The following is a 24,049-nucleotide window of genomic DNA, read 5'->3' as shown; positions in this document are numbered from 1 at the left end:
TCAGCATAGAAAAAGAGGACATAGAATGGCATTCTTAGAATTAAAGAATATCAAGAAGTCATATTATCTTGGCAAAGAAGAATTTCCGGTCTTAAAGGGAATTAACCTAGAATTTGAACGGGGAGAATTTGTTTCAATTTTAGGTGAATCTGGTGGTGGTAAGTCAACTTTGATGAACATCATCGGTGGTCTTGATCACCAATTTGAAGGTGATGTTGTCTTGGACGGCAAATCATTGGCCCACGCTAATGAAAAAGATTTTGATAACTACCGTCGGGGTACGATTGGTTTTATTTTCCAATCATTTAACTTGATTAGTCACTTAACGATTTTGGAAAATGTTTTAATCTCATTAAAGATGACGACTTTATCTAAAGCCGAACAAGAAAAACGCGCGACGGAATTATTGATTCGGGTGGGCTTGGGTGATCATATCAAGAAGCACCCTAACCAATTGTCTGGTGGCCAAAAGCAACGGGTCGCTATCGCTCGGGCTTTGGCTAGTGATCCTGAAATCATCATCGCTGATGAACCAACAGGGGCACTTGATTCAAAAAATACCCAAGAAGTTTTGGAAATTTTGGACAGCATTGCGGCCGATGGTAAGTTAGTTATCGCCGTGACGCACTCACAAGACGTTGCTAATTACGGTACACGAATTGTGCACATGGCCGACGGTAAAATCGATGGCGATGACCGTAACAAGCCTGCGTTTGACGTCGTGGATAAGCCACAAGCAACAACTCCCAAGGCTTTGTCATACAGTGCAAACATCCGGATGGCTTGGGAACACGTGCGCTACAATTTGAAACGGAACTTACTGATTATTTTCGGTGGTTCAATTGGTATTTTTGCGGTTATTCTGTTCCTAGGTCTTGGTAACGGGATTAAGGGCTACATGAATGATCAAATTACTTCATTAGTTAATCCGCGCACCGTGACTTTGAACAAGCAAGTGACTGGCCGGGCCGCAGCTGACCCAAGCAAAGCCATCATGGAACAAAAAGACTTGGATAAAGTGAAAGCCATCAAGAACAGCAAGGACATTTCGGATGCTAAGTTGGCATACATGTTGACCCAAGCTACTTACAAGTATGGTAACAAGAAAGTTAACAACCAATTGATGACTTGGAATGCTAGCTTGACGGGACAAAAATTCGTTGTTGGTAAGAAAGCCAAAACTGGTGAAATCTTACTTTCAAAGGATGATGCCAAGAAGCTATCTAAGAACTACAAGAGCCTAGTTGGTAAGAAGATTACGTTTGAATTCATTGACCCAGTGGCTGCTGCTAAGGCGGCTCAAGCACAAGTTAACCCAGCGTTGGCTGCTGCACAACCAACAGCTAAGCCTAAGACTGTTAAGATGCAATTGAAGGTTTCAGGTGTCTTAGATGGTGGTTCAACGTCAATGCAATACAAGGATCTTCAAAAGATTTTCAAGGATAACAAAATCACTTTCAAGGCTAACTTTATTGCTTTGAGCGTTAACAATTTGGATAACGTTGATAAGACAGTTAAGGAATTGAAGGCCATCAAGAATGACAAGGGTAAGAAGGATTACCAAGTTATCTCAGTTGGTTCAATGTTGAGCACGATTAACACGTACATCTCATTGGCTTCAGGCGTCTTGGCTGCGATTGCCGGTATTTCACTATTGGTTTCAGCGATTATGATTATCGTGGTTCTGTACATCTCAGTTTCAGAACGGACCAAGGAAATTGGGATTATCCGTGCCTTGGGTGGTCGTCGTAAGGATATCAGTCGGTTGTTTACTTCTGAATCATTCTTCATCGGTTTATTCAGTGCAGTGCTTGGATTAATCGGTGCATACCTGGTTGAGTTCATTATTAATACGGCGTTTAAGGGGATGATTCACTACAACATCGTCCAAATTTCAGTCGGTAATGTCCTCTTCGCAGTGATTGTCAGCGTGGTAATCAGCTTGATTGCTGCCTTGGCACCATCACATGCAGCCGCTAAGTTAGACCCTATTAAGAGTTTGGCTTCAGGGGATTAAAGTTAAATAAAAGAAAAGAGGTCGGAGAAATTTCTCCGACCTCTTTTTAATGGTTCTATTCCGGCTGGCGTGGGATCGAATAAATTTGGCCACTGCGTACCGGCAAATTACTTGGCGCACCACGCTGGAAGCACATTGCCAAGCCAGTCTGTGCTTATGCCTGCGAACCGGCAACGCAAAACATCCCAGCATTTTGTTGTACAAAATACTGAATCTAATCCTAACACGATTAGATTAGCCTTGCAGGCTGGATGTCTGTCTTGGCAAACTCGGATAAGCTGGGACTCTAAGGAATAAATTCCTAAGAGTCCCAGCTTATCCTCAGCGAAAATATGTGCTTCACACATATTCCCCCAGTCGCGGTGTAAAGGCTACGCCCGCCAAGCAATTTACCGGCACTCCGCTAGATAAGCGTGGAATTATTGATTACCGCTAAACTTGCAGCGACAAGGGTTACGGCATATTACTAGTCAGATTGCCTGCTCAAACTAACGAAGAGGCTGGAAACTGGCTGGACTTTAGCTCGCACCGTGATGGCATAATCAGTAACGGGTTTCGTTACTGATTATGGATTTGTGAAGATGGTTACCGCGTTAGCGAACCAAGCTTCGTAAACATTTGAAGACCGCACTGTGGCTTCAAATGCTTGTCTTCCATCACGGTGTCCAGACTGGTTCCAGCCTCGTAGTGGGAATCAATCTGAGACACCTATTCAAAGTCCACGCTAGAAAAATTTTAGCCAAAATAAGCCGGATTTCTCCTTATCTTAGTAAGGTAGAAATCCGGCTTATTAACGTGGAACAAAAGGCTGCAACCATTGATATAACTCACTTAATTCATCACCACGTTCGCTTTGCTCACTATCGCTGACGAATTAAGTTTCATTATATCAAGGTTGCAAACCGCCTTTTGTTCCACTTCCTCTTTTTAAGTTGTGGTTGCAATAAAGGCAGCATAGTAGCCTGTAAACTGGTCAGCTAAAGCAGATTCATCCATAAAACGCATTGTATCCAAAGTTTTTTCGACTTGCGCTTTTCCAGTGACGACAAAGCCTTGATGAATGAAATATAGACCTTCAAGGTACAAAACAATCAAGCGATGTTGGTGATTATTATGCAAAAATGCTTGGCTTTTTGCAGTTGGTAAAACTAGTTTAATTAATTGAAAATTATTGTTGTAAATTCCTTTAATTGCAATATTTATTAATAGCCTAGTGGAAATGTCAGTGATTTCGGGACTAGCTGCGTATTCGGAATTAAGTAATAAATTTTTTGCTAAGGTTAAAACAACATTTTCGGGTAAGTGGACCAACGTATTTGTAAAAAATAGATATTCATATTTTGACCAATGTTCTACGCCAAATAGGTAATTTTGAATATAATCAATGTCACTTTGGGAGAGCGTCCCATCAGTTAAATCTGCTAATAATGCTTTTGAAATGAGGTATTGATTGTAAAGATTCGGATCCTGTTGGCGTTGCCATTCCACGAGAACCTGTTTTTGAATTGTGTGAAGTTGTGTTAGATTTTGCGCATCATATGCGATTTGTAAGGATTCACTGAAATGCACTTCGATATCAGGTACAAACTTACGATACTCGACCATATATTCAATCACCATAATATTAAGGTTTTTAAGGATAAGCAATATTTTGAAAAAAGAAAGCTCGTTATCTCCATGTTCAACTTTTGCCAGATATGATGGCGTGATGACATCTTTTGCCGCTGATTCTAAGGATATGCCCTTATCAATGCGCATGTTTTTTAAGACGATTCCAGTAAAATTATCCATATTAGCCCCCCAATTGAAATAAATCCCCAATATATATTATAAAATTCTCATAATTCATTCTACAATATATGGAGTCGAAAAGAACCAATTAAGCCTAAATAATAATAAACTAGTTCTAAAAATTCATTGATATGCCTGATCGGATACGATTCATTAAATATTATTGGCTTGTTGGCGGGGAAATTTGGACAGGATAGTTAAGATTAGCAACTAAATATTTACAATATATATGACGAATTTGGTGGTTTGTGAGGGATGCGGTATATAGTTATGGCATGAATTGGTAAGGAATAAAATTTATCAATTCTAGTTGATAATGTTATTACAGTTTATGATGTAGGAGGATTTGTTATGAAACTTAAATTTTCACGTATCAAAGAATCAAATGTTTCATCGTCAGCAATTAATGATGAAAATAATCAAATCACAGTTCAGCGCGGCTATATTTTAGCAATTAAACTGGTTAGTACCGTCTATGCTGCTGAACTTAAGCCAGCACATGCAAAACAAGCTAACACTTTTGATTTGTTATAAATAAAAACAGGAATAGCACAAATTGGCAGGTGCGAACATGGACAAAGTAACTAATATCGCTCTGTCAATTCAAAGGAAGGCGGATACTAGTATTTCTAGTAATCTGTCTTTTTTTGAATTGAAAGCAGGAGTCGCAGAAAAACAAAAGGCATTTTCAGAGTTAATTTTGACAAATTTATTTTATACGCATCGTAAATCCTTATATCGGATTGGCTTAATGCCCTTAGCAAAGCGAGCAACCGAGTATATTAACAAGCCAATGGTGCAAGTTTTCCCGGTTTATTTGGATTCATATTTGTTGTTACAAATTTTTTTAGGCTTGCCGGTTGAAGTTGAGGCTAGCGAACGAGTAGCGGAACGGCTTGAATTACCGTACATGCGGTTACAGCATAAAATGATACGGAATTTTGCAAGAAACGATTTTGATGCATTGGTTAGGGATGAGGCATATATAACCTCCGCACTTGGAAGACGGCAAAGTTTAGTAGTTAGCGATTATGCCGATATGTATAGTATTACACACACCGTGTTTTATAGTACATATCTCAATCGCTATTCACTGAGTGAGCTGTTACAAGGGGAAAATGAGGATGAAATTTTAAGGTTGCTCTTTAATATAATGGTATTTGCCTACAAGGATCAGCATTTTGATTTGTTAGGGGAGGTGCTAATTTGTATCTATAATCTAAGAAAGCTTACAAATGATGAACGGGATTTGGTTGCCAGCATATTGGCGCATATCGAAACAGATTTTTTAGATGGCATTGAGCGCAATCTAAAAAGTGAAAAAATTACATTCGCAGAGGTATATCATCCGTTACTGATAATGTCATTGGTAGGGAGATTATATGGCTATGAATAACAAATTAATGCAAGAAATAAATAAAAAATTGAGTGTGCAGTTAACCGGTATTAGGTATATCGATGTCATTTATCATATTGCCAAAGTTGCATTGAATGTCCAATTTAAATTCAATTTGAATGAGGCGGAAACGCTGGTAGCGCAGTTGCTTGAAAAATTTTTTAAGCAGTTTGAAATTGTGGCGCTGCTACAAACAAATCCAAAGTTAGGGGTGAAAGTTGGCTTCGTGATCGCGGCTGCATATTCGATGAGCCTTGACGCTGGAAATAGAGAAAAGTATTTACATTATTTTTTGAATTCGGAACTAATTAAAAATAGTGAATACGATGGTGTTAAGCATGAGCAACTGCAATTACTACACAGTTTATTGCAAGATAGTGATGTTCAAATAAAAAAAGTGGAAATTGTGCCAGGGCAGGTAACGGTTGATGATATTGAATTACTTTATCTGGGCGCGATGAGAAGTGGGAATCCAATTGAAAACGGTATTGTTTATTCCGTGTATTTGTATCGAATGGAACGATATACAGAACTTTTAGAATTACTGTCAGTTACGTGTGACAACCAAACATTGATTAATATCTTAGTGGAAAATTTGAATTATAAACAGTTATCAATTAGTGAGTTAATTAGTTTGGCATTATTGTCAGCTGAATTCGGAGGTGCTGCAGATGGTGAATAATATTATACGATTGTTGGCACAACATGAAATTATTCAAGTACTTAATTCCGATGAGATGGCGGCATACTTAACTGATAAAGAGGTCGAGATGTTACTAAATATTGTTAATTTTCATAGGTTTGACAGCGTTAAGGTAAATAAAAAAAGTGGCTTCGAAAGCTACATGTTTTTGGATGACAATAGTTTGACGGGACAATTGATGGTGAATATTAAGGGAATAACTGTAAATGGTGTAGTAGGAATTCGCGGCAGCGCAATGCTACAACTGCGCGGTTTAATGTTGTATTACGCCCAGGTTAATAATTTACCGCAGGTTTGTTTGTTAATGATAGTACTAGAATTATTTGGCGCAGATCAAAGTGATATGTTCGATGGTAAAGTATTTCTGGATCGACAACAAAGAGGCGGTGGCCTGTTTGGATATTTGAATCCGTTGAGTGATAATGCTGATATTGATGAAAACACCTTTATTATCACTTGTTCTATTTACGCCCAGGTATACGAGAAACTATTAAATAATCGGAGGTGAAATATATGAATCTAATCAAGCGGAATCCGGCGTTCAGGGCGATACAAGGTGCAAGCATATTCAATTTAGTCGGGTTAAGTATTTTTAATTTAGTATTTTTGATTTATGCGCAACAATTACCCTTTAAAAACATCGCAATTTCTTTAGTTGCGATTGCCAATACTGTTCCGAGCCTTGTATCATTAATTGCCGGCTATATTGTCGATAAACAAACAAAATCATTAGTTAATTTAACAATCTTAATTCGAGTTGGCCAAACGGGGTTATTTCTAATACTAGCGTGGTTTATTAATCAAAATGCAAATGTAGGAATATTTGCACTAGTACTTGGAATTAATATCGTTTCGGACCTGTTGGGCGAGTTTACTAGAAATGCGCAATTGCCACTCATCAAACAGAATGTTGCTGATGAAGATATTCCAACGGCAATGTCCATAAATGCATCACTTGCCCAGCTATTAGAATTGATTACGCAAGTAGTTGGTGTGGGGTTACTTAGTCTGATTGGGAATAGTTTTGCGGTGATTGGCTTGATTAATGCAATTAGTTTTTTGGCATCTGGATTATTTTTTTTACAAGGACGCAAGTATTTTAAGTCAAGTCAAAGCGCGAATCGGCAAGTTAATACTAAGCTGTCATTAAAGGATTTCAGATATCAACTTGTTAAGGCATACAACACCCTAAAGGTGAAGCCGTATGCGGTTACTACGATTGTGATTATGATATTTGCATTTTCATTAAGTGCACCAATTGATCCGCTGATAAATCTCAGCTTAGCCAATCGGGAAAATTTACTAATTGCCGGAAATTTCGGTTTGACCATTACGGTTTTTAATGTGGTATTTGCCACCGCGATGATAATGGGTTCAATTTTTGCGGGGACGTTGTTAAAAAAGATGAGCTTACATGGAGCGGTTGGCTTTGCAATTGGCTCGATTTTAGGCATTTCAATGGTGCTATTACTACAATTTTCAGTGGGCATAACGCTCATTGTGCTTGGAATCAGTGGAATTGCCTCAGGGTTAGTCATGCCCAAACTGAATACATTTATTCTGCAATCAGTCGCTGATGATAATATCGCGTTAGTTGGGGGAGCATTAACAACCGTGCTGACAATTGGGGTGCCAATTGCGCAGGCCCTCTTGTTAGTTATCGGTAATACGTTAACGCTAACCATTGCGTGGTTAACTGAATTAGTAATTTCAATTATGTTATTGGGATATTTACTACTGATGACAATGAAAAAGCGGAAGGCCATTGGTTAATGTTTCATATGCGACAAACAATTTGTGGCTTAGTAATAGCAAGAGCTAGTGAGTGGGATGCCGTGCCGTAGATGAAAATGAAATGCAAAAATGGTCAGCAAATTTCTTGCTGACCATTTTTGGGGTTGGATGTTTGTACTTAAACGCGGTACTAAGTTAATATGTTTAGAGTGGCTATTCGGTCGGTGCGACCAACTCCACCTTAATGCGGTCGGGATCTTCAAAAAATAAGGTGTAAACTTCATTGCCACCGGCGTGTGGGTAGCGCTCAGGGTACAAGAAGGTTGTGTTACGTTCAGTTAACCAAGTTTTGAATTCGGCGAGGGTCGCCAAAGAATCAACGTGGAAAGCAATGTGATTTAAGCCAGTACGTTTGCGGTGAAAGACGACATCAAGAAAACGTGATTCTGTTTGTACGAAGACGAGGTAGGTATCGCCAAGTAAATAACTGCGTCCTTCAGGCCATTCTTGAAAAACAGTGTAATTGAGCTTAAGTAGTAAGGGTTCCCAAAAGGCAATTGTCTTAGCTAAGTTGGAAACGTTCATTTCAAAGTGATTAATAGTTCCATTGATGGGCATAATACATTCCTCGTGTTTTCATTATAAATTAAAAATGCCACGAACCTAGTCGTTTGGCCAGAGGAGTTTGTCGCCATACTGCGCGAGCATGAACGAGTGTGCTTCATCTAAGAAGGCTTTAACGGCAGGGGCACTACTATGCGTTTTGGGTGTGGCAACAACCAGCGTGCGATAGACGTCTTTGTCAAAATGATAAACGTTAACTTTATCGTGATAGGTTGGAAAGCTGGCGAGCGTTAAGTCGGGCATGATACCAAAACCCAAACCAGATTCGACCATCGCAATGATACTGGGGTCATCAATCGTGTAGGACAATGAATTTTGAGTCACATTGTATTGGTCTAATGTCGTCTTGATGGCCCGTTCATAATCGGCTTCTTGTAAAATAAAGATTTTGTCGTGAATATCGGCTTCAGTTACGACTTTTGCGGTCGCGGGCTGGAAATCCTTTGGTGTAATCGTGTAAAGTTCGTCATTAATGAGGGGGTAGGTGACGAGATGCTCATCAACCGGCAAAGCTGTAAAACCAACGTCAAGCTGTCCTTGACGTAAACGTTCCGCAATATCATTCAGACTCCCTTGTGCCAACTGAATGGTGATTTCGGGGTATTTTTTGCGGAAATTTTGCAGAATTTTAGGTAACCAAGTCATGGAAGCTGAACTAAAGGCACCGATGCGTAAGGTACCGCGCAATAAACCATTAATGCTATCAACTTCTTGGTGCAAACGGCTTTCAGCGTTTAAAATATCACGGACAAACGGTAAAATTTGGGCACCATTTGGCGTGAGTTCACTTCCGTTACGATTCCGAATAAAGAGGGGAAATCCGAGCTCATTTTCAAGCTGGGTAATTGAGTGACTCACAGCTGAAGGGGTGACATTTAATAATTCAGCAGCGCGGTAATAAGTTTTAGTATCTACGACAGTGGCGAAAACTTGATAGGGATAGGTTGCCATCGGCTTGGTCCTTTCGAGTGATTAGTTGGTTTTAGTTTAGGGGAGATTGATGGTGAAAGCAATAATAAGGTGCCCAAATGTTTAGTGCGAGTAAACTGAAATTTTAAGTAATTAGCTGTTACGCTTCGTGTGATGTTGCTTTAAGAGTAATTGATGCCTTTTAAGAAATTTTGGCCACAGATTTTAGTTTTGGGCATACGATTGTTGGTAGCACAAATGTATAGAGATTACATAATTAGTAAATGGTTTTATATCTGGTGGCGTTATTGCTGCCATTACTATGGGCACGCTTTGATGACTTCAAAAAGGGAACCACAAGGCTGAACATATTTGCGTCACTGGAACAGGGAATTCGGTTACAGTGATTTTATGAAGCGTAGTTGTTCCAGTGATAGCTGTCATTCTCGGTTATGTTGTTATGCATGATGTATGTAAAAAGAGTAAAAAAGTAATGGTTTGTCGTAGGATGAAAATAAACGCAAAAGTGGTCAGTAAATTTCTTGCTGGCCACTTTTGCATACATTAGGAATGAAGTTTTGTACATACTGCAACGCCATTAAGCATATCGGTGGATATTTTTTCATATAGTGGAATTGAGTAGTTCGGCCTTATATTTTTTTAAACTATCAGCATATGATGATTTACCAAGCGTTATCAAAATATCTAGGGCGGCCTCAGTTCCTTGCTTGCCTTCTGCGGAAGCAGGATCTTTCATTAAAAGATAACAAGATTTGAAAAATTTAACGATTAATATTTCAAAAAGCCAATTAGAGGAAGCAAGATCATTTTCAGCTAATTTAATAAAGAGATTTACTTGTGAAAATTCATGACGTTTTAATACTGCTGAGATAGTGTTAATTAACACTGCCACCTGTTGATTTTGAATAATGTTAATAGGCGAATACAGTACCCCACGTTGATAAGCTTGTTTGGAAAGCAATAAGATTATATCCGTAGGTAGTGCTACCAATGAATTGGTGTACAGCAAAAACTCATAATATCCCCAAGCGTCAACAGTTAATAGGTATTGCTCAATTGTTTCGATGGCATCGTGTGATGGCGTCGAATGATTTAAATGGGCGATATGAATGTTGATTAGAGCCATGTTGTGGCGATTTCTAAAATTACCAGTAAGTGAATAGATTTTGTCTTGGCTTTTTAATAAGGATTCTAATTTGGTAATATTGTTGGCTTCAACGCCATTTTTTAACTCTGAAGTGAAGTAGTGCTGTTCATCTAGTTCAAAGTCATTGGCAATAAAATTTAGTTCATCAAGTGAAACATTCAAACGGTCAAGGATTTGCAGTAGATGATCAATAGAGATTTCGTTATCGCCACGTTCAAACTTTGATAAAAAGGATATCGAGACTATTCCTTTGGCAGTTTCAGATAAAGTTAATTGCTTAGCTGTGCGTAGGTCACGAACAATTTGTCCAAATTTTTTTTCATAGTCCCCCCCGGGTAAGCTGTGATTGTTCTATATGAAAAATATAGTACTCTAATGACAATTAAGTTATAGACTTCATTGTATCAGTAAAGGCAAGGGTAAAGGTGATGTGAATGAATGAATTTTTACACAATAAGTTATTTAGGTCTGTAGCTGCATCAGCATATGTTAATCAATTGGGTACAAGTCTTTATAATTTGGTATTCATTATATATGCCTCTACATTGCCGTATAAAACCCTTGCTGTATCATTGGCAACAGTTGTAACGACAATTCCCACAGTCTTTCAAATGTTTACGGGGTATTGGGCAGATAAGAGTAAGAATAAGATTAGGGCGACTCTTCGGACCCGACTGATTCAAATTGTTTTGTTTGGGATGCTAACCTATTTTGTGCAAGATAAGCAAGTTTTAACAATCTTTATTGTGCTTTTAGTAATTAACTTGGCATCAGATTTACTCGGCGAGTATAGTAATGGCGCTGAATTGACGATTTTGAAACATATTGTACCTGAAGAAAAATTAAACGAGGCATTGTCTATTTCAACAGCGTTTGCACAATTAATTATGATTGTTGGACAAGCAGCAGGGGTGGCATTGCTCACGTTAGTTAAATATAATTTTAGTATCATCGCTGCCGTAAATGTGTTTACTTTTGTTATTTCATTTATGTTGATTTTAGTTAAATACCGCGGATTAAACGAAGCAGTTCCGGTGGGCACGGACACAACTGAAAACAGTGAAGAACGTGAAGTAGATGTTGGATTTGTTAAAAATGTAAAGCGCATGATTGCCGATTTGCGTAATTCCAATGGCTTGCTGCAACTTATCTTCTGGTTCTTTTTAGTGAATAACATCTTAACTGTTACAGAAGCCGTTTCGGCAATTGGACTGTTACATTCACCGACATTATGGATTTCATCATATAGTACTACAATGGCACTTTTCGGTGTTACTACGTCTGTCGGGACAATTTTCGGCTCTATTATTCGTAAAGATCCGTTGATGAAAAAGTCGTTTGCTACTGTGACAAATGTATTGTTAGCATTTGTGATGATTGTCGTTGTTAACTTTGTAGTGGTTAAGTCTGTGATTGTATTCTTTGCTGGAATGTTCTTTATTGGATACGTCTTTGGTAAGTTAGGGCCTCGTTTCTCGGCAATGCTCATGAAAAACTCAAATCCAAAACGAATGGCAATTACGGCTGGGACGGTTAATACCTTGATTGTTATTGGTGGTCCAGTTAGTCAAATTATATTTTTGGGAATTGCTAATCTGGTTTCAGTACAAGTTACGTGGATTACTCTCGCAATTGTTATTGTGATTACGGTAATTGTTGTATTATATTCAAACGCAAAATTGAAAACAGTGGAAAATTAGTAAGATTTTTAGCTCTATTTCGTCTAACACGGGATTGAAGAAACTTGGCCACTGCGTGCCAGTAAATTACTTGGCGCACCACGCTGGAAAAGTTAGTAAGATTTTGCGCATTCACAAACTTTAAAGGGATCTGAAACGGCTAGTATCTCAAGTCGTTTCAAGTCCCTTTTTTGCGTTGATACCGGAAGGACGGAGTCGATGATTTTTGTGCTTTAAGAAGGATAGTTGCCTCTTAAGAAATTTTGGTCACAAATGTGAATTTCGGAGTTATTATTAATTTAATAATATTTTTTTCGCAGTTTTTATATGTTTGTTGTTTTTTACCAAGTAACTCATGTGTGGAGTTACAGTTGTGCTGATGATTATTTGTCAGGTTGTATTTTCGTGAATATTCACATGTATGGAGTAGTACACTAATGAACTAGAATTAATTTGTTGCTAAGAACGTATGCAGATTGTCAGGTGAAATATGTTAAGTGGTGTTATTGTTTTTGAAGCAAATCCTAGCGCGGGTGTTAATATGATGTTTTATGCATCGAAAAAGTTGTGGGGTGGAGATCCAAAAAAGTTCAGCGCACGGTTGAATGTCGAATTGGCAAAGGAACACATCAATTTTGTAGTCGACACTAGTTATGGCGATGAGCAAGAACTTAAAAATTTTGATATTGTTGTTGTGACTAGTCATGCTATGCGTTGGATTGACAAGCAAAAATTAGTGAATTCGGCGGTGATTGATGTAAGTGCGAGTGATTTTTTTGAAAATAACACGGTAGTAGTTGTAAATAAGATTAAGCAGAATTTTGGATTATAAAATGCCTTTTGATATTGGCGAGATAGGCATTTTTACAGTAGTGATTGGAAGAAGCACGGTTATATTAGTTATTGCGGAAGTCTGTTATGCAAGAATTGCTGGTTACTGTATTAAGTATATGTTCGCTGTTTAACCGGCCCCATAAAATAAATTAAAAAGGATTCTAAGGCGCAATTAAGTGCGCTTTAGGATCCTTTTGTCATTACACAGTAGAATCAATAATTATCAATATCCCATTACATAGGCCATGAACCAAGGTTGACGATAATAGGTTACGCTGGTTACAACGAATCCAACCAGTGATTAAGCCAACGAAAAAGTGACTAACAAATGTTTGTAAATCAGTCCAACCGTGGGCCAGTGAAAAAATAGCTGCCGTAAGAATAATCGTAAGCCAATCAATCGAAACATACCTTTCAATAAACGAAAAGATAACACCGCGAAATAATACTTCTTCTAAAAATGGCCCGACCACAACCATCGAAATCGTGGTTAAGATAATTTTGGTGGTATTAGTCATACCGAAAAGCTTGGTAAAACTGTGTTGGTTGACAACAGGAGTGTGACCGATTGTTATTTGAATCCCAGCAATAATCGAAACGAACGTAACTAGTAATAAGCCAATGAACACAGTTTTCCAATTGATTGTCTTGGGGTTTAAGAAAGTACGCCAGTTGGTTTCGTAATTTGAAAAAATGTAAAGCATAACTACAACCGTGAATACACTAATTAAAGTGAACCATACGATTGCGTTAAGTGAGCTATTGTTCATGTCTGGCATAATTGGAATGATTCGCAATTGAATGAAAAATTGAAGAAAAGCGATACCGATGATGTTCAAGACGAAGCTAAAAATTGATTTAATTGCCATTAGCTGTTTTTACGATAGTGGCGTTTCTTACCAGTAACGCCGGCTACGAAGCCATCAATACCATCTTCAACTTGATGGAAGGTTCCAGAGATATTAATGCTAATACTAAAACCAAATTTACCACCACTAACTTCTTGCAATTCTTCATGTGTCATTGACTTAAAGTTATTTAACAAAATATAGTCCCTCTGAATATTTGTGAATTATGAAGCAGATGGAAACCACCAATCTGGATTAGTGGCTTTTTTGCGACTTTACGAACCGATTTACCGATGTTATAGAAAAAATTATAATCCTTCTTGCTGCCACCATAAATGACTGACAATTGAGCAGAGCCCAAAGTAGTAAACCTATCCATATTATTCGACATATGAGTATTCTCCTTTCATGCTTGTTTGGATAAATTTTATCAATCCAACGGTGCCAAGTATACGGTGCTATTTAACGCGATGTCTAGGAACTACTGGTTGCATAAACGTAGCGTTGTTATGGATGTTTGTGGGTACGATATTAATTTGAATACTTCAGTCTCGAAATTAATAGAAATGCGACAATAAATAAAATTGTAGCTTGTTTCTTAAGATGAATAGATGTCGTCTTATGTACGAACTCCGTGTGCTTAGCTAATCACCATCAAAAAAATAAAATAATTTGGTTAGTTCCTGTTAGAAAATACTATTGCTAGAAAAAATATGACAATTTGGCATTTTGGGATTCATAGTACATGTTGTCATGGAATTAGTGTTATGAACGGCTTTATACTGTACTTGTTCCAATGAAAAAGGAACGAAACTGATTCAAATTGTTATTGTCGTTAGTAATTTCTAGTTTTTATTTTGGAGGATGGATTATGAAGATGAATGATTTTGCTTCACTCTACACTGAACTTTCAAATGTAGAGTTGCAACAAACAGTAGGTGGTAAAAAGAAGCCAACAGGTGCCCTTGCACTTGCACGTGATATTGTCAGCGTTGCCGGTTTACTTTTTAACGAACGGTCTGGTAACTAGTGTGCCAAATACAAACACATTTTTGAAAGGGCTTTTGGCTTCTGGTCAGAAGTCTTTTTCTTATAACCAACAAATTACCGCAAATTTACTCATTGAGGCGCTTAATTTTGTATATATTGATGAACAGTTTGCTGATATTTTGCCGAAAGAACAATCTATTAATGAATACGTGGGAAATCTTATAGATTATGTGGCGAATAATGAATTAAATTTGACGGTTGCCACTATGGTTAAAAATCAAGAAGACAATATTGGCAAAATGATTAATAGTGTATCAAACATTGTGGATTCAATATATATTCTAGATACTGGTTCCACTGATAAAACAGTTGATGTTGTCAAATCGGAAATAAATGTAAACCCATCCATTAAATTATTTAAAAAAAATTGGATTGAAGATTATGCACAAATGCGTAATTACATGATTAATTTAATTTCGGATAATGCGGATTGGATTTTATTTATTGATTCAGATGAAACAATGACACCACCAATGTCTAAGAAATTATTGCATATAATTATAAATATGGTTGATTATATGTATGCAGCTAAAAGTAACCTTGTAATACAGCTCCATACAACTGCATATGGGACGGAAACCTTTGCAAAAGTTGACCGCATTATTAGAGTGAAAGATGGTACCCGTTTTGTGGGGAAGGTTCATGAAGAAATACTTCCAAGCATTGACCAAACCGATGCAGAAATCAATGGAATATACAAAGTTGAAAGTAAAATAAACGTTGTAAACATGGGACGAACTCAAGGTCAGGAGGAAAAATTCAACAAAAAGGAACGCTATAATAAATTATTGTTGGAGATGCTGAAGGACGAACCTCATAATATTAGGCTGTTATCATTATTGAACTCAGAAATGTTAAATTACACCAGTTTAGGTGAACAGTACATTCCATCGATATATGAAGCAATTACTAATAATAAGGATCTTCCATTTTCAGTTTACAACGTGAACCATTCCGATTACTTATTAGATTTGTTAAAAAAATATATTTCATACTTGATTTCGCAAAACGAAATCACTGATGCGTTACGAATTAGTGAGGAATCGCATAAGCTTTTCCCGCAAAACTATACCATATTATTTTCTATATTCTCCTTGAAATTCCATGCTTTAGAAGTAGACGCTATGAATTTAACTACTGAATTAGTCGCGTCTATGGCTGCTTTAGATCCTGAAGCAGCATACCGTAGTTCTCAAGAAAATACAGATATCATAACTGCTCTAATTATCCGGTTATATCTTATGCAAGGGAAAATTGAACAGGCAAAACAATTAAAAACAACGATTACAGACTCAAGAGCATTGGGATTTCTCGGGGTTTGGGAAGAATTTTTAACGTAAAGAAACGATAACGTGTACCAGCACGTCGCAAAGATTTAACAAATAGTTTTCGCTTGACCGTTAACGCTTGACTCGACCTCATACGAATATGCATTATTGGCACTTACTTTTATTCTGCATTCACGCAGATTTTAAAAGTAGGTGCCATTTTATATTTAAAGTATTTTATTTAGTCTTTTCACGTAGTGGTTATATTGGAAATAGCACAAAAGATTAGCAAAGTGCAAAAAAACCAACAACACTTTTACATTAAGCGTAAAAAAATACAATATGTACTTGTCTTAAGTACATAAGAGACTTATACTGTGCGTGTTGATATGATTTTTGCTAGCGATTGTCAATAATGAATGCATTTGGCAGTATTTTCTCAGTTGATTTTGGAGGAGCTATGGACAAATTAAACGATTTAATTAAGTGGAATCCAGTGTATGAAATAAATACAAACTCTCAATTAACGAGAGTTGATGCCATAATTGGGCATACGCATTATCCAGAATTGAAAAAAATTACTGGTGATTTGCCAAATCGCAAAATGAGCACAATAGAATTTGAACGTTCAGAAGTGAAAATTCAGTATGATGAAAAAAAAACTAGGACTATTTTTTCTGAAGATATTAAAGCAATACATGTGGGAATAATACGACAACACTATTTAAACGGGCGAAAAATGTACCGAACCATGATAACACTAAGAACGTATACTCAATCGTATTATTTTCTTGTTCATTCAATGATCCTATCGTTCACGTTAGCTAATTTTAACTCACAATATGAAATAATTGATGATTTAAAGTTAATTGAAAAGTTCAATGTAAGTACTGATTTACGCCATTTAATGAAACAAATAGATGAGTACTCATATCAAAACTTAGTCAAAAGTACAATTTATGCTAAGTATATATAGTTTTTCTTTTCGCAAACGAAAGGAAGGTCTGGAATGGATATATTCGATAAGTTTGAAAATATCAGTCTTTCCGAACTGAGTTATATTTCAGGAGGCTCGTTAGGCGAGAATATGCGCCTCATTCGAAATGCGTTAACGCTCACTCAAGAGCAATTTGGAGAGGAGATTGACGTTGATCAAGCACTATTGTCCAAATATGAACGGGGAATTCGTGAACCTTCAATTGATTTGGTTGTTACAATTAGTCAAGTAGTCAATATTTCCCTCGACGTATTAGTGTTGGGGGATAGAACATCTATTTTGCTAGCATTAAATGATGCAAGCGTGGGCTTTCAGAGCTTTCTGTAAGCGCTTGCAACAGCAGGGTATAGTACACTTAAAACACTTAAAAGGAGAATTCATTATGAAAGTTAATATTTTTGATACAACTAGGATCGTAAATTTTGCTAATATCGCTGGGAAAAGTCAAACAAATTTGTCTCTTATGATTTTTGATATTGATGGTATTTTGTACCCTAAAAAGGATGGAAACAAAATTGGAAAATATATTGATTACACTTACATGAAGACATTAAGCTCTCAAGTATCTGGATTGGTAAAGATTGAAAATGATGTCGTATCGCTCTACGACGAAACTAGTGAAATTTTTGATAAATTTTATAATTCTGATATTGAATCGATTGAAGTTGGAATATTTCGGACATTTGGTCACGGTGGGCCACTTCTCTTTGGAGATAATAAATACTGGACATTTATCTACTTCAATTTGGGCGATAAGGAATATTATTTTGTAAGTCACTCACTTAGCCTGGCTGTACTAATTGTAAATAACAAAGTATTTGATGGAATTAAAGTAGAAGATCCGTTAAATCTAAAAACAATCTCACAGACATTTGATGAGAGGATGCTACAAAATTATTTTGATAAAAATTACGTAGATATTATCAAAAATACTAATTATCCAGAATACATGACAATGTTAGGTACCGCATTCTAATTTATTTTCCGATGTGTCTGATTCTTTTTTGCTTGTGTAGATTGGAGAATATATGTTCAAAAAATTTATCCTAATTCCTCAAATTGATGAACGTGATTGTGGTGTTGCAGCATTAGCCATGATTATCAGAACATATGGTTCTATCGTGTCACTAGCGCATCTACGTGAACTTGCAAAGACAGATATGGAGGGAACAACTGCACTAGGGATTGTGAAAGCAGCTGAAGATTTAAGTTTTGAAACACGAGCGGTACGTGCTGACATGTCGTTATTCGAGATGAATGATATACCATATCCGTTTATTGCTCACGTGATAAAAAATGGAGATACTCCGCACTATTATGTTGTAATTAAGGCGTACAAAAAATCTGTGCTAGTTGCCGATCCGGATGATACCGTAGGAATTACAAAGTTACCACGAGATACATTTGAAGCTGAATGGACAGGCGTGGCGTTATTTATTGCGCCGACACCAGAGTATAAACCTACGAGTGAATCGAAAGGTTCGCTACTTTCCTTTATTCCAATTTTAATGAAACAACGCCAGTTAGTTGTTAACATCATTATCGCTTCAGTCTTAGTCACAATTATCAGTATTATTGGCTCGTATTTCCTACAAGGGATTATTGATTCTTTCATTCCAAACGCCATGAAGAGCACCTTAGGTATTATTTCAATGGGGTTGATTGTAGCGTACATCATTCAGCAAATTTTAACGTTTGCGCAAAATTATTTATTAACGGTAATGGGACAACGTTTGTCGATTGACGTTATTTTGTCGTACATTAAACACATTTTTGAATTGCCAATGTCTTTTTTTTGCCACTAGGAGAACTGGTGAAATTATTTCACGATTTACGGATGCTAATTCAATCATTGATGCATTGGCTAGTACGATGTTGTCATTGTTCTTAGATGTATGGATTTTAATCATTGTGGGCGCAGTCCTAGCTGTCCAGAATATGAAGTTGTTTTTAATTACCCTAGTCTCTATTCCAGTTTATGCAGCAATCATTCTATTGTTTATGAAGCCTTTTGAGCGAATGAATAATGATGTGATGCAGAGTAATTCAATGTTAAGCTCTTCAATTATTGAAAATATCAATGGGATTGAAACGATAAAATCATTAACCAGTGAAGCGGCCAGTTACACCAAGATTGATCGAGAGTTTGTCGAAACACTAGATAAATCTTTCAAATATCAAAAAGCCACCCTTATTCAAACTGCAATTAAAGATGGGATGGAATTGATTTTAAACGTAGTTATTTTATGGGTCGGGGCACAGTTAGTAATGAAAGGTAGTATCAGTATTTGGGAACTAGTAACGTACAATGCGTTGTTAGCATATTTCACTAATCCATTGCAAACAATTATTAACTTACAGACAAAATTACAGGCAGCTAAAGTCGCTAATAATCGACTAAATGAAGTTTATCTGGTCGATTCAGAATTCAAAACTAAACAAGCACCAATAACACCTAAAAATTTGGCTGGTGATATTGTCTTTGAAAATATTAGCTTTAATTATGGGTTTGGCAAACTCACATTGAATGATGTCAGCGCGCAAATTAATCAGGGAGAGAAAGTGGCATTAGTCGGAATTAGTGGATCTGGTAAAACGACCTTAATTAAGCTACTTGTTAATTTTTTTCAACCAAATAGTGGACGAGTATTAATTAATGGAAATGATATTGCTGATGTTGATAAGAAACAAATTCGCCAATACGTGAATTATGTTCCGCAACAACCATTTATTTTTACCGGTACGATCATGGAGAATCTTACACTGGGAGCTCAGCCAAGTGTAACCGATGAAGATATTAAGCACGCTGTGGAACTCGCTGAAATCCGTGACGACATTGAGGCAATGCAATTAAAATACGATAGTGAATTATCTGAGTCTAGTGGCATGTCCGGTGGTCAGAAACAACGAATTGCGATTGCCCGGGCAATTCTTACAGGGGCACCGGTGATTATCTTTGATGAGTCAACTAGTAACCTTGATGTTCTAACTGAAAAGAAAATTATGGATAATTTGTTGAACCTAACAGATAAAACAATTATTTTCATTGCACACCGATTAACAATTGCCGAACGTGCAGAGAAAGTGATAGTCATGGATAAAGGTAGCGTGATTGAGCAAGGTTCACATGCTGATTTAATGGCAAACCATGGTTTCTATTATGATTTATTTAATAAATAGGGGAATACAATGGATCCAAAATTATTAGAGAGTGCTGAATTCTATCACCGCCGTTATCAAAATTTTTCGACATTGATTATTGTACCAATACTGCTAATTGTTATTTTAATTGTCGGTTTCTCACTGTTTGGTCAGAAAGAAATTGTGGTTAAAGCAACGGGGGAATTGCAGCCAACACGGGTAATTGGCACGATTCAATCAACCAGCAGTAATCCAATTGTTAATAATAATTTAGCGGATAATAAAGTTGTAAAAAAGGGGACAGTGTTACTCACGTATAACGCTAAAAATGCTGTGAGTGAAACGACACTGCTGAATGAACAATTATCAGATTTGAAGCAGCAAGAAATCAAACTGGAATTATTACAAACAGGCTTAAAAACCGATACGAATACGTTTACAAACGCTGACAAATTTGGATATTCAAGCTTGTTAGATGATTACTTAGCTCAGGTTAAACTATTGAAGTCGGCACAAACACAAAGTGATACCCAGATAGATAAAGCAAATCAGAGTTCAGCTAAAGTTAAAGGCAAAGTTAATGCGCAATTAGAAAGATATCAAGCAAAAATTGATGACTATCGGTTACTCTTGCAGTCAATTAAGAGTAATAAAAATGTATTAGCTAAAAGTAGTTCGTTAAAGACTAATTTCAAGCTATATCAGCAACAAATACGTAATACAGCCAAACACGATCGTGCCGCGTTGAAAGCGACGACTGTTAGTGGCGTCCAACAACAGATTGACCAACTACAGGATACTAAGGCAAGTTACCAAGTTCAGGTGGCTGGTATCGCTGATAAAGCTGATAAGTCAGATGATTTGACTGCAAAACTAGCTTCATTGAAGTCGGAACAGCTGTTGGCGGCAAGTAAGGAACAAACTACTTTAAGTGCAAATCTTGAACAATTGCAAGCAAAACTAAAAGTACAACATAATGAAAATTACCAAAATTCAGTTGTTGCGCCAGCACCAGGGATTATTCATGAGAATGAACAAGTTAAAGGGCAACAAATGATTCCCGCTGGGAGCGTTATCGCAGAGTTGTACCCAATACTAAAGGATCAGACAAAAATTAGTATGGTAGCGTATGTTTCAGTAGCTGATGTAGTTAATTTAAAGAATGAGCAATCAGTACGACTCAGCTTGTATCAATCATTACCGAAACCATTAATTTTACGAGGCAAGATTCAATCAATTGCCAGTGCACCAACAGCGACTTCTAAGGGAAATGTATTCAAAGTGGTGGCAACGACCCGGATTGAAAAAAAACAATTAACGCATTTAAGGTATGGATTAGAAGGAAAGCTTGTTGTGATTACCGGCAAGAAGACTTTTTTCAACTATTATAAGGATAAGTTACTTGATAAATGAATATTGCAGACGGCAGTGAGGGATAAAAATGAAAGAAAATTTTGAAAACTTACATCGGCATGAATTGTCGGAAAAAGATGAGGTGGCAGGCAACCCAATTTGGGATGGACGAAATATTTGTAAGAATATTAAGCGCCTACGACAAGGTGCTAATATGTCACAAACTGAATTAGCCGAAAAGTTGAATCTCGCGCGTTCTGCAATTTCGCATTATGAAAGTGGTGTACGAACGCCATCAATTGATATATTAATTGAGATGGCTGATTTTTTTGAGATAACAGTTGATGAATTAATTCGATGATAGTGGTACAAACTGTCAACACGAAGAAATTGCTTTTTAGAAGGTTTGTACGGAGGGAAAATAAAAATGGCATTGGACGAATTGGCTATGAAATACACTAAAATTGAAAAAGAGGAATTAGCATCTATTGATGGGGGAAAGAAAAAGAAATCCTCAAATTCAAAAACTTACCCTAATGGCGTTCATGTTTCTGCTAATGGTAAAGTTAGTGTGGATTGGGGTGGTGTCGCTCAAGGTATCCTTGGAGCATTCGGGAATAGTCTTGGGCACGCCTACTAAAAAGTTGAGGTGCTTAAATTATGAAAAATAATATCAACGATCAGGCAAAAAAATTGCTATCAACAATTTACAAATCGTTAGCTGGTGACAATAATGAAGCAAAAGAATTAATTAAAGAAACTTTTGCCAAGCTTGATAACGAAAAAAATGAACCACACGTGCTACTACTGCAATTTGTTAAGCAAATCAATCCCTTAATTTTTCAGAAAAAATTTTCTTTAACTGATGAAGGACACGCTGCCTTTAAAGAATTAACCATCTTGGCTCACTCATCTAATAACAATGGCATGATGTTTGGATTTACCGCAACATTATGATTATTATGCAGGTTAATAATTAATTTTGAGGAATGAACATGACAAACATAAAGAATATTTTAGTGAACGGCGTAGTGTACTATCCTAATAACAAGCAAAAACTAACACAGATTGATGTTAGTTTGGATGAAACTAACTATCCATTGCATACGAAACATAATGGTAAGTGGGTAGCATTTGGGAAGCCTAAACCAGTAGTAGGTTTATTGAAATTTACAGAATGTGGTATTGATATACTTAAATCAGATGATGAGCTATTTTTATCATTTAAAAATGAAGACATTATTGAGTTACATGTTAGTTTGGTTAGTGAAGTATCTGGTAATGGCGTCCCATACATTTCACTGCCAACGGATAATTATCGAACATTTATTGAGTTGAAAACGTTAAACGGAAGTTACCATTTTGTGAATATGTCGCTTATTTTAGCCATGAAGTTATTGGCGCTGGATGTAAATTATCCAGTGGTTGATGAGCTAGGTTTAAAAACTAAATTTGCAGTGGCGACTACAAGTGGTGAATTGAGTGATCTTGTCAGAAAATTTGGTTTTGACAAATTGACTGAGGGTACGGATTTCATTGAACGAATGAAGAGAATACCAATGTGAGGAGTTTATAGCCGGATAGCTGATGTATTGTGGTAATAATTTAATAAAAATGCGAAGACTGTACATTGTTGATAAGCATGCGACTTATAATTAAATTAGTGGCAGATGTTGCGATTAGGGCGGTTTAGGTTGACGATAATTGTGTAAATTTCATATATATGGAGAATGAAAAAATGGGGGCAACAATATGACAAATTTAGAACAAGCACTCAAGCAAGACATGTACTATCCTAATACAACAAACCGCTTGACCAAAATTGACGCAGGGCACGCCATATTTTGATTATATTTAGGCGGCACGTATACGTTTTGCGTGAGATGTTGTTTCACTAAAATGTAAGCGATTACAATCGAAAGGTGTATAACTAATGACACCAATTGAAGATGTATTAAAAAATGGTACAGTGTACTATCTGAACGATGACGATAAATTAACGGACATTGATGTGACGGTGAGCGGTGAATTGTATCCATTAAACTCAAAGCACAATAGTAAATCGATATTCAACACTAAACCAGCAAAGGGGGTTTTGGAAATTGGGGTCGATACAATTTCGATTTTGAATGCGAATAATGAGACGTTTAAAAATATTGCAGCGGACGAAATCGTTGGATTACACGTTAGTTGGGTGCGTAGGAAAGGTATTAGCGCGGGATTAATTCACGAACCGGAAGATCATTTTTTTACTTACTTAGAAGTTGAAACGAAAAATGACCATTATTATTTTATGAACGAAACTAGCTTATTGGCGTTAAAGGTATTGCAACTTGCTACACATTATCCGGTTGTAGACGAACTTAAATTGTTAAAAAAGTTTGATAGTAACCTAGCGGGACGTGAATTAGTTGAGAAAATTAATGAGCGAGGATTTGAAACATTAGCAGAAGCTACGCCCTTTTTGACACGCGTAAAAAGCTACACTTTGACGGGTGAACAAAATTAAAGTGGTGCTGCAATCGTCGGTAAATTGT

General features: G+C 36.8%; 25 protein-coding genes and 1 pseudogene. 20 read left to right on the top strand and 6 right to left on the bottom strand.

Annotated features, from left to right (window positions below; translation table 11 throughout):
* The first annotated feature begins 25 nt into the window (after positions 1-25).
* Complete coding sequence (locus tag EQG49_RS06645) at positions 26-2,017, top strand: ABC transporter ATP-binding protein/permease (RefSeq protein ID WP_133363238.1); 1,992 nt, start codon at positions 26-28, stop codon at positions 2,015-2,017.
* A gap of 927 nt (positions 2,018-2,944) precedes the next feature.
* Here EQG49_RS06645 and EQG49_RS06640 read toward each other — a convergent pair.
* Positions 2,945-3,808: an Rgg/GadR/MutR family transcriptional regulator gene (locus tag EQG49_RS06640; RefSeq protein WP_133363237.1), complete on the bottom strand. Its 864-nt coding sequence runs from the start codon at positions 3,806-3,808 to the stop codon at positions 2,945-2,947.
* A gap of 351 nt (positions 3,809-4,159) precedes the next feature.
* Between EQG49_RS06640 and EQG49_RS06635 the strand changes: the two genes are divergently transcribed.
* The 5 genes from EQG49_RS06635 to EQG49_RS06615 are packed head-to-tail and all read left to right on the top strand — an operon-like array spanning position 4,160 to position 7,680.
* A complete protein-coding gene (locus tag EQG49_RS06635) occupies positions 4,160-4,342 on the top strand; it encodes a hypothetical protein (RefSeq protein ID WP_133363236.1) in 183 nt (60 codons plus the stop codon).
* A 37-nt stretch (positions 4,343-4,379) separates the two neighbouring features.
* Positions 4,380-5,204, top strand: a complete 825-nt coding sequence (locus tag EQG49_RS06630) for a DUF6895 family protein (protein ID WP_133363235.1) — start codon at positions 4,380-4,382, stop codon at positions 5,202-5,204.
* Complete coding sequence (locus EQG49_RS06625; protein WP_133363234.1) at positions 5,197-5,886, top strand: hypothetical protein; 690 nt, start codon at positions 5,197-5,199, stop codon at positions 5,884-5,886. Before EQG49_RS06630 ends, EQG49_RS06625 begins: the two co-directional genes overlap by 8 nt.
* Positions 5,876-6,415, top strand: coding sequence for a hypothetical protein (locus EQG49_RS06620; RefSeq protein ID WP_133363233.1), 540 nt, complete (start codon positions 5,876-5,878; stop codon positions 6,413-6,415). Before EQG49_RS06625 ends, EQG49_RS06620 begins: the two co-directional genes overlap by 11 nt.
* 5 nt (positions 6,416-6,420) lie before the next feature.
* A complete protein-coding gene (locus EQG49_RS06615; RefSeq protein ID WP_133363232.1) occupies positions 6,421-7,680 on the top strand; it encodes an MFS transporter in 1,260 nt (419 codons plus the stop codon).
* A 174-nt stretch (positions 7,681-7,854) separates the two neighbouring features.
* Here the strand turns inward: EQG49_RS06615 and EQG49_RS06610 are convergent, their stop codons facing one another.
* From EQG49_RS06610 to EQG49_RS06600, 3 genes are all read right to left on the bottom strand, one after another.
* On the bottom strand, positions 7,855-8,259 hold the full coding sequence (locus EQG49_RS06610; RefSeq protein ID WP_133363231.1) for a VOC family protein: 405 nt from the start codon (positions 8,257-8,259) through the stop codon (positions 7,855-7,857).
* A gap of 45 nt (positions 8,260-8,304) precedes the next feature.
* Positions 8,305-9,216 (bottom strand): LysR family transcriptional regulator, encoded by a 912-nt coding sequence (locus EQG49_RS06605; RefSeq protein WP_133363230.1) that lies wholly within the window; start codon positions 9,214-9,216, stop codon positions 8,305-8,307.
* A gap of 580 nt (positions 9,217-9,796) precedes the next feature.
* Entirely contained in the window at positions 9,797-10,645 is an 849-nt protein-coding gene (locus tag EQG49_RS06600; RefSeq protein ID WP_279232838.1) for a helix-turn-helix domain-containing protein, read from the bottom strand.
* A gap of 131 nt (positions 10,646-10,776) precedes the next feature.
* Between EQG49_RS06600 and EQG49_RS06595 the strand changes: the two genes are divergently transcribed.
* Together EQG49_RS06595 and EQG49_RS06590 are read left to right on the top strand one after the other, a co-directional pair.
* Positions 10,777-12,042: an MFS transporter gene (locus tag EQG49_RS06595; RefSeq protein WP_133363228.1), complete on the top strand. Its 1,266-nt coding sequence runs from the start codon at positions 10,777-10,779 to the stop codon at positions 12,040-12,042.
* A gap of 469 nt (positions 12,043-12,511) precedes the next feature.
* Positions 12,512-12,853 carry a hypothetical protein gene (locus tag EQG49_RS06590; protein ID WP_133363227.1) on the top strand — a complete coding sequence of 114 codons (342 nt, stop codon included), beginning with the start codon at positions 12,512-12,514 and terminating at the stop codon, positions 12,851-12,853.
* Positions 12,854-13,055: 202 nt separating this feature from the next.
* Here the strand turns inward: EQG49_RS06590 and EQG49_RS06585 are convergent, their stop codons facing one another.
* Both EQG49_RS06585 and EQG49_RS06580 read right to left on the bottom strand, forming a co-directional pair.
* Complete coding sequence (locus EQG49_RS06585; protein ID WP_133363226.1) at positions 13,056-13,724, bottom strand: CPBP family intramembrane glutamic endopeptidase; 669 nt, start codon at positions 13,722-13,724, stop codon at positions 13,056-13,058.
* Positions 13,724-13,900 (bottom strand): bacteriocin, encoded by a 177-nt coding sequence (locus EQG49_RS06580; RefSeq protein WP_133363225.1) that lies wholly within the window; start codon positions 13,898-13,900, stop codon positions 13,724-13,726. Before EQG49_RS06580 ends, EQG49_RS06585 begins: the two co-directional genes overlap by 1 nt.
* 674 nt (positions 13,901-14,574) lie before the next feature.
* On the opposite strand from EQG49_RS06580, the gene EQG49_RS13695 reads away from it, so the two are divergent.
* From EQG49_RS13695 to EQG49_RS06525, 12 genes and pseudogenes are all read left to right on the top strand, one after another.
* Positions 14,575-14,733: a hypothetical protein gene (locus EQG49_RS13695; protein WP_165964813.1), complete on the top strand. Its 159-nt coding sequence runs from the start codon at positions 14,575-14,577 to the stop codon at positions 14,731-14,733.
* Position 14,734: 1 nt separating this feature from the next.
* Entirely contained in the window at positions 14,735-16,093 is a 1,359-nt protein-coding gene (locus tag EQG49_RS06575; RefSeq protein WP_133363224.1) for a glycosyltransferase, read from the top strand.
* A gap of 343 nt (positions 16,094-16,436) precedes the next feature.
* Entirely contained in the window at positions 16,437-16,997 is a 561-nt protein-coding gene (locus EQG49_RS06570) for a hypothetical protein (RefSeq protein ID WP_165964812.1), read from the top strand.
* Between the two features lie 33 nt (positions 16,998-17,030).
* On the top strand, positions 17,031-17,345 hold the full coding sequence (locus EQG49_RS06565; protein WP_133363222.1) for a helix-turn-helix domain-containing protein: 315 nt from the start codon (positions 17,031-17,033) through the stop codon (positions 17,343-17,345).
* Positions 17,346-17,400: 55 nt separating this feature from the next.
* Positions 17,401-17,994: a hypothetical protein gene (locus tag EQG49_RS06560; protein WP_133363221.1), complete on the top strand. Its 594-nt coding sequence runs from the start codon at positions 17,401-17,403 to the stop codon at positions 17,992-17,994.
* 52 nt (positions 17,995-18,046) lie between these two features.
* Positions 18,047-20,198 (top strand): annotated as a pseudogene (locus EQG49_RS06555) (peptide cleavage/export ABC transporter).
* A gap of 9 nt (positions 20,199-20,207) precedes the next feature.
* Complete coding sequence (locus EQG49_RS06550; protein WP_133363220.1) at positions 20,208-21,572, top strand: bacteriocin secretion accessory protein; 1,365 nt, start codon at positions 20,208-20,210, stop codon at positions 21,570-21,572.
* Between the two features lie 28 nt (positions 21,573-21,600).
* On the top strand, positions 21,601-21,873 hold the full coding sequence (locus tag EQG49_RS06545) for a helix-turn-helix domain-containing protein (protein ID WP_133363219.1): 273 nt from the start codon (positions 21,601-21,603) through the stop codon (positions 21,871-21,873).
* Between the two features lie 66 nt (positions 21,874-21,939).
* Positions 21,940-22,152: a hypothetical protein gene (locus tag EQG49_RS06540; protein WP_133363218.1), complete on the top strand. Its 213-nt coding sequence runs from the start codon at positions 21,940-21,942 to the stop codon at positions 22,150-22,152.
* A 20-nt stretch (positions 22,153-22,172) separates the two neighbouring features.
* Positions 22,173-22,469, top strand: a complete 297-nt coding sequence (locus EQG49_RS06535) for a bacteriocin immunity protein (protein WP_133363217.1) — start codon at positions 22,173-22,175, stop codon at positions 22,467-22,469.
* Between the two features lie 38 nt (positions 22,470-22,507).
* A complete protein-coding gene (locus EQG49_RS06530) occupies positions 22,508-23,077 on the top strand; it encodes a hypothetical protein (RefSeq protein WP_133363216.1) in 570 nt (189 codons plus the stop codon).
* 368 nt (positions 23,078-23,445) lie between these two features.
* Complete coding sequence (locus EQG49_RS06525; protein WP_133363215.1) at positions 23,446-24,021, top strand: hypothetical protein; 576 nt, start codon at positions 23,446-23,448, stop codon at positions 24,019-24,021.
* The last annotated feature ends 28 nt before the right edge of the window (positions 24,022-24,049 follow it).

Origin of the sequence: Periweissella cryptocerci (genome assembly GCF_004358325.1) — a bacterium.
GTDB classification, from domain to species: Bacteria; Bacillota; Bacilli; order Lactobacillales; family Lactobacillaceae; genus Periweissella; species Periweissella cryptocerci.
This window is presented reverse-complemented; position numbering and strand designations above follow the sequence as displayed.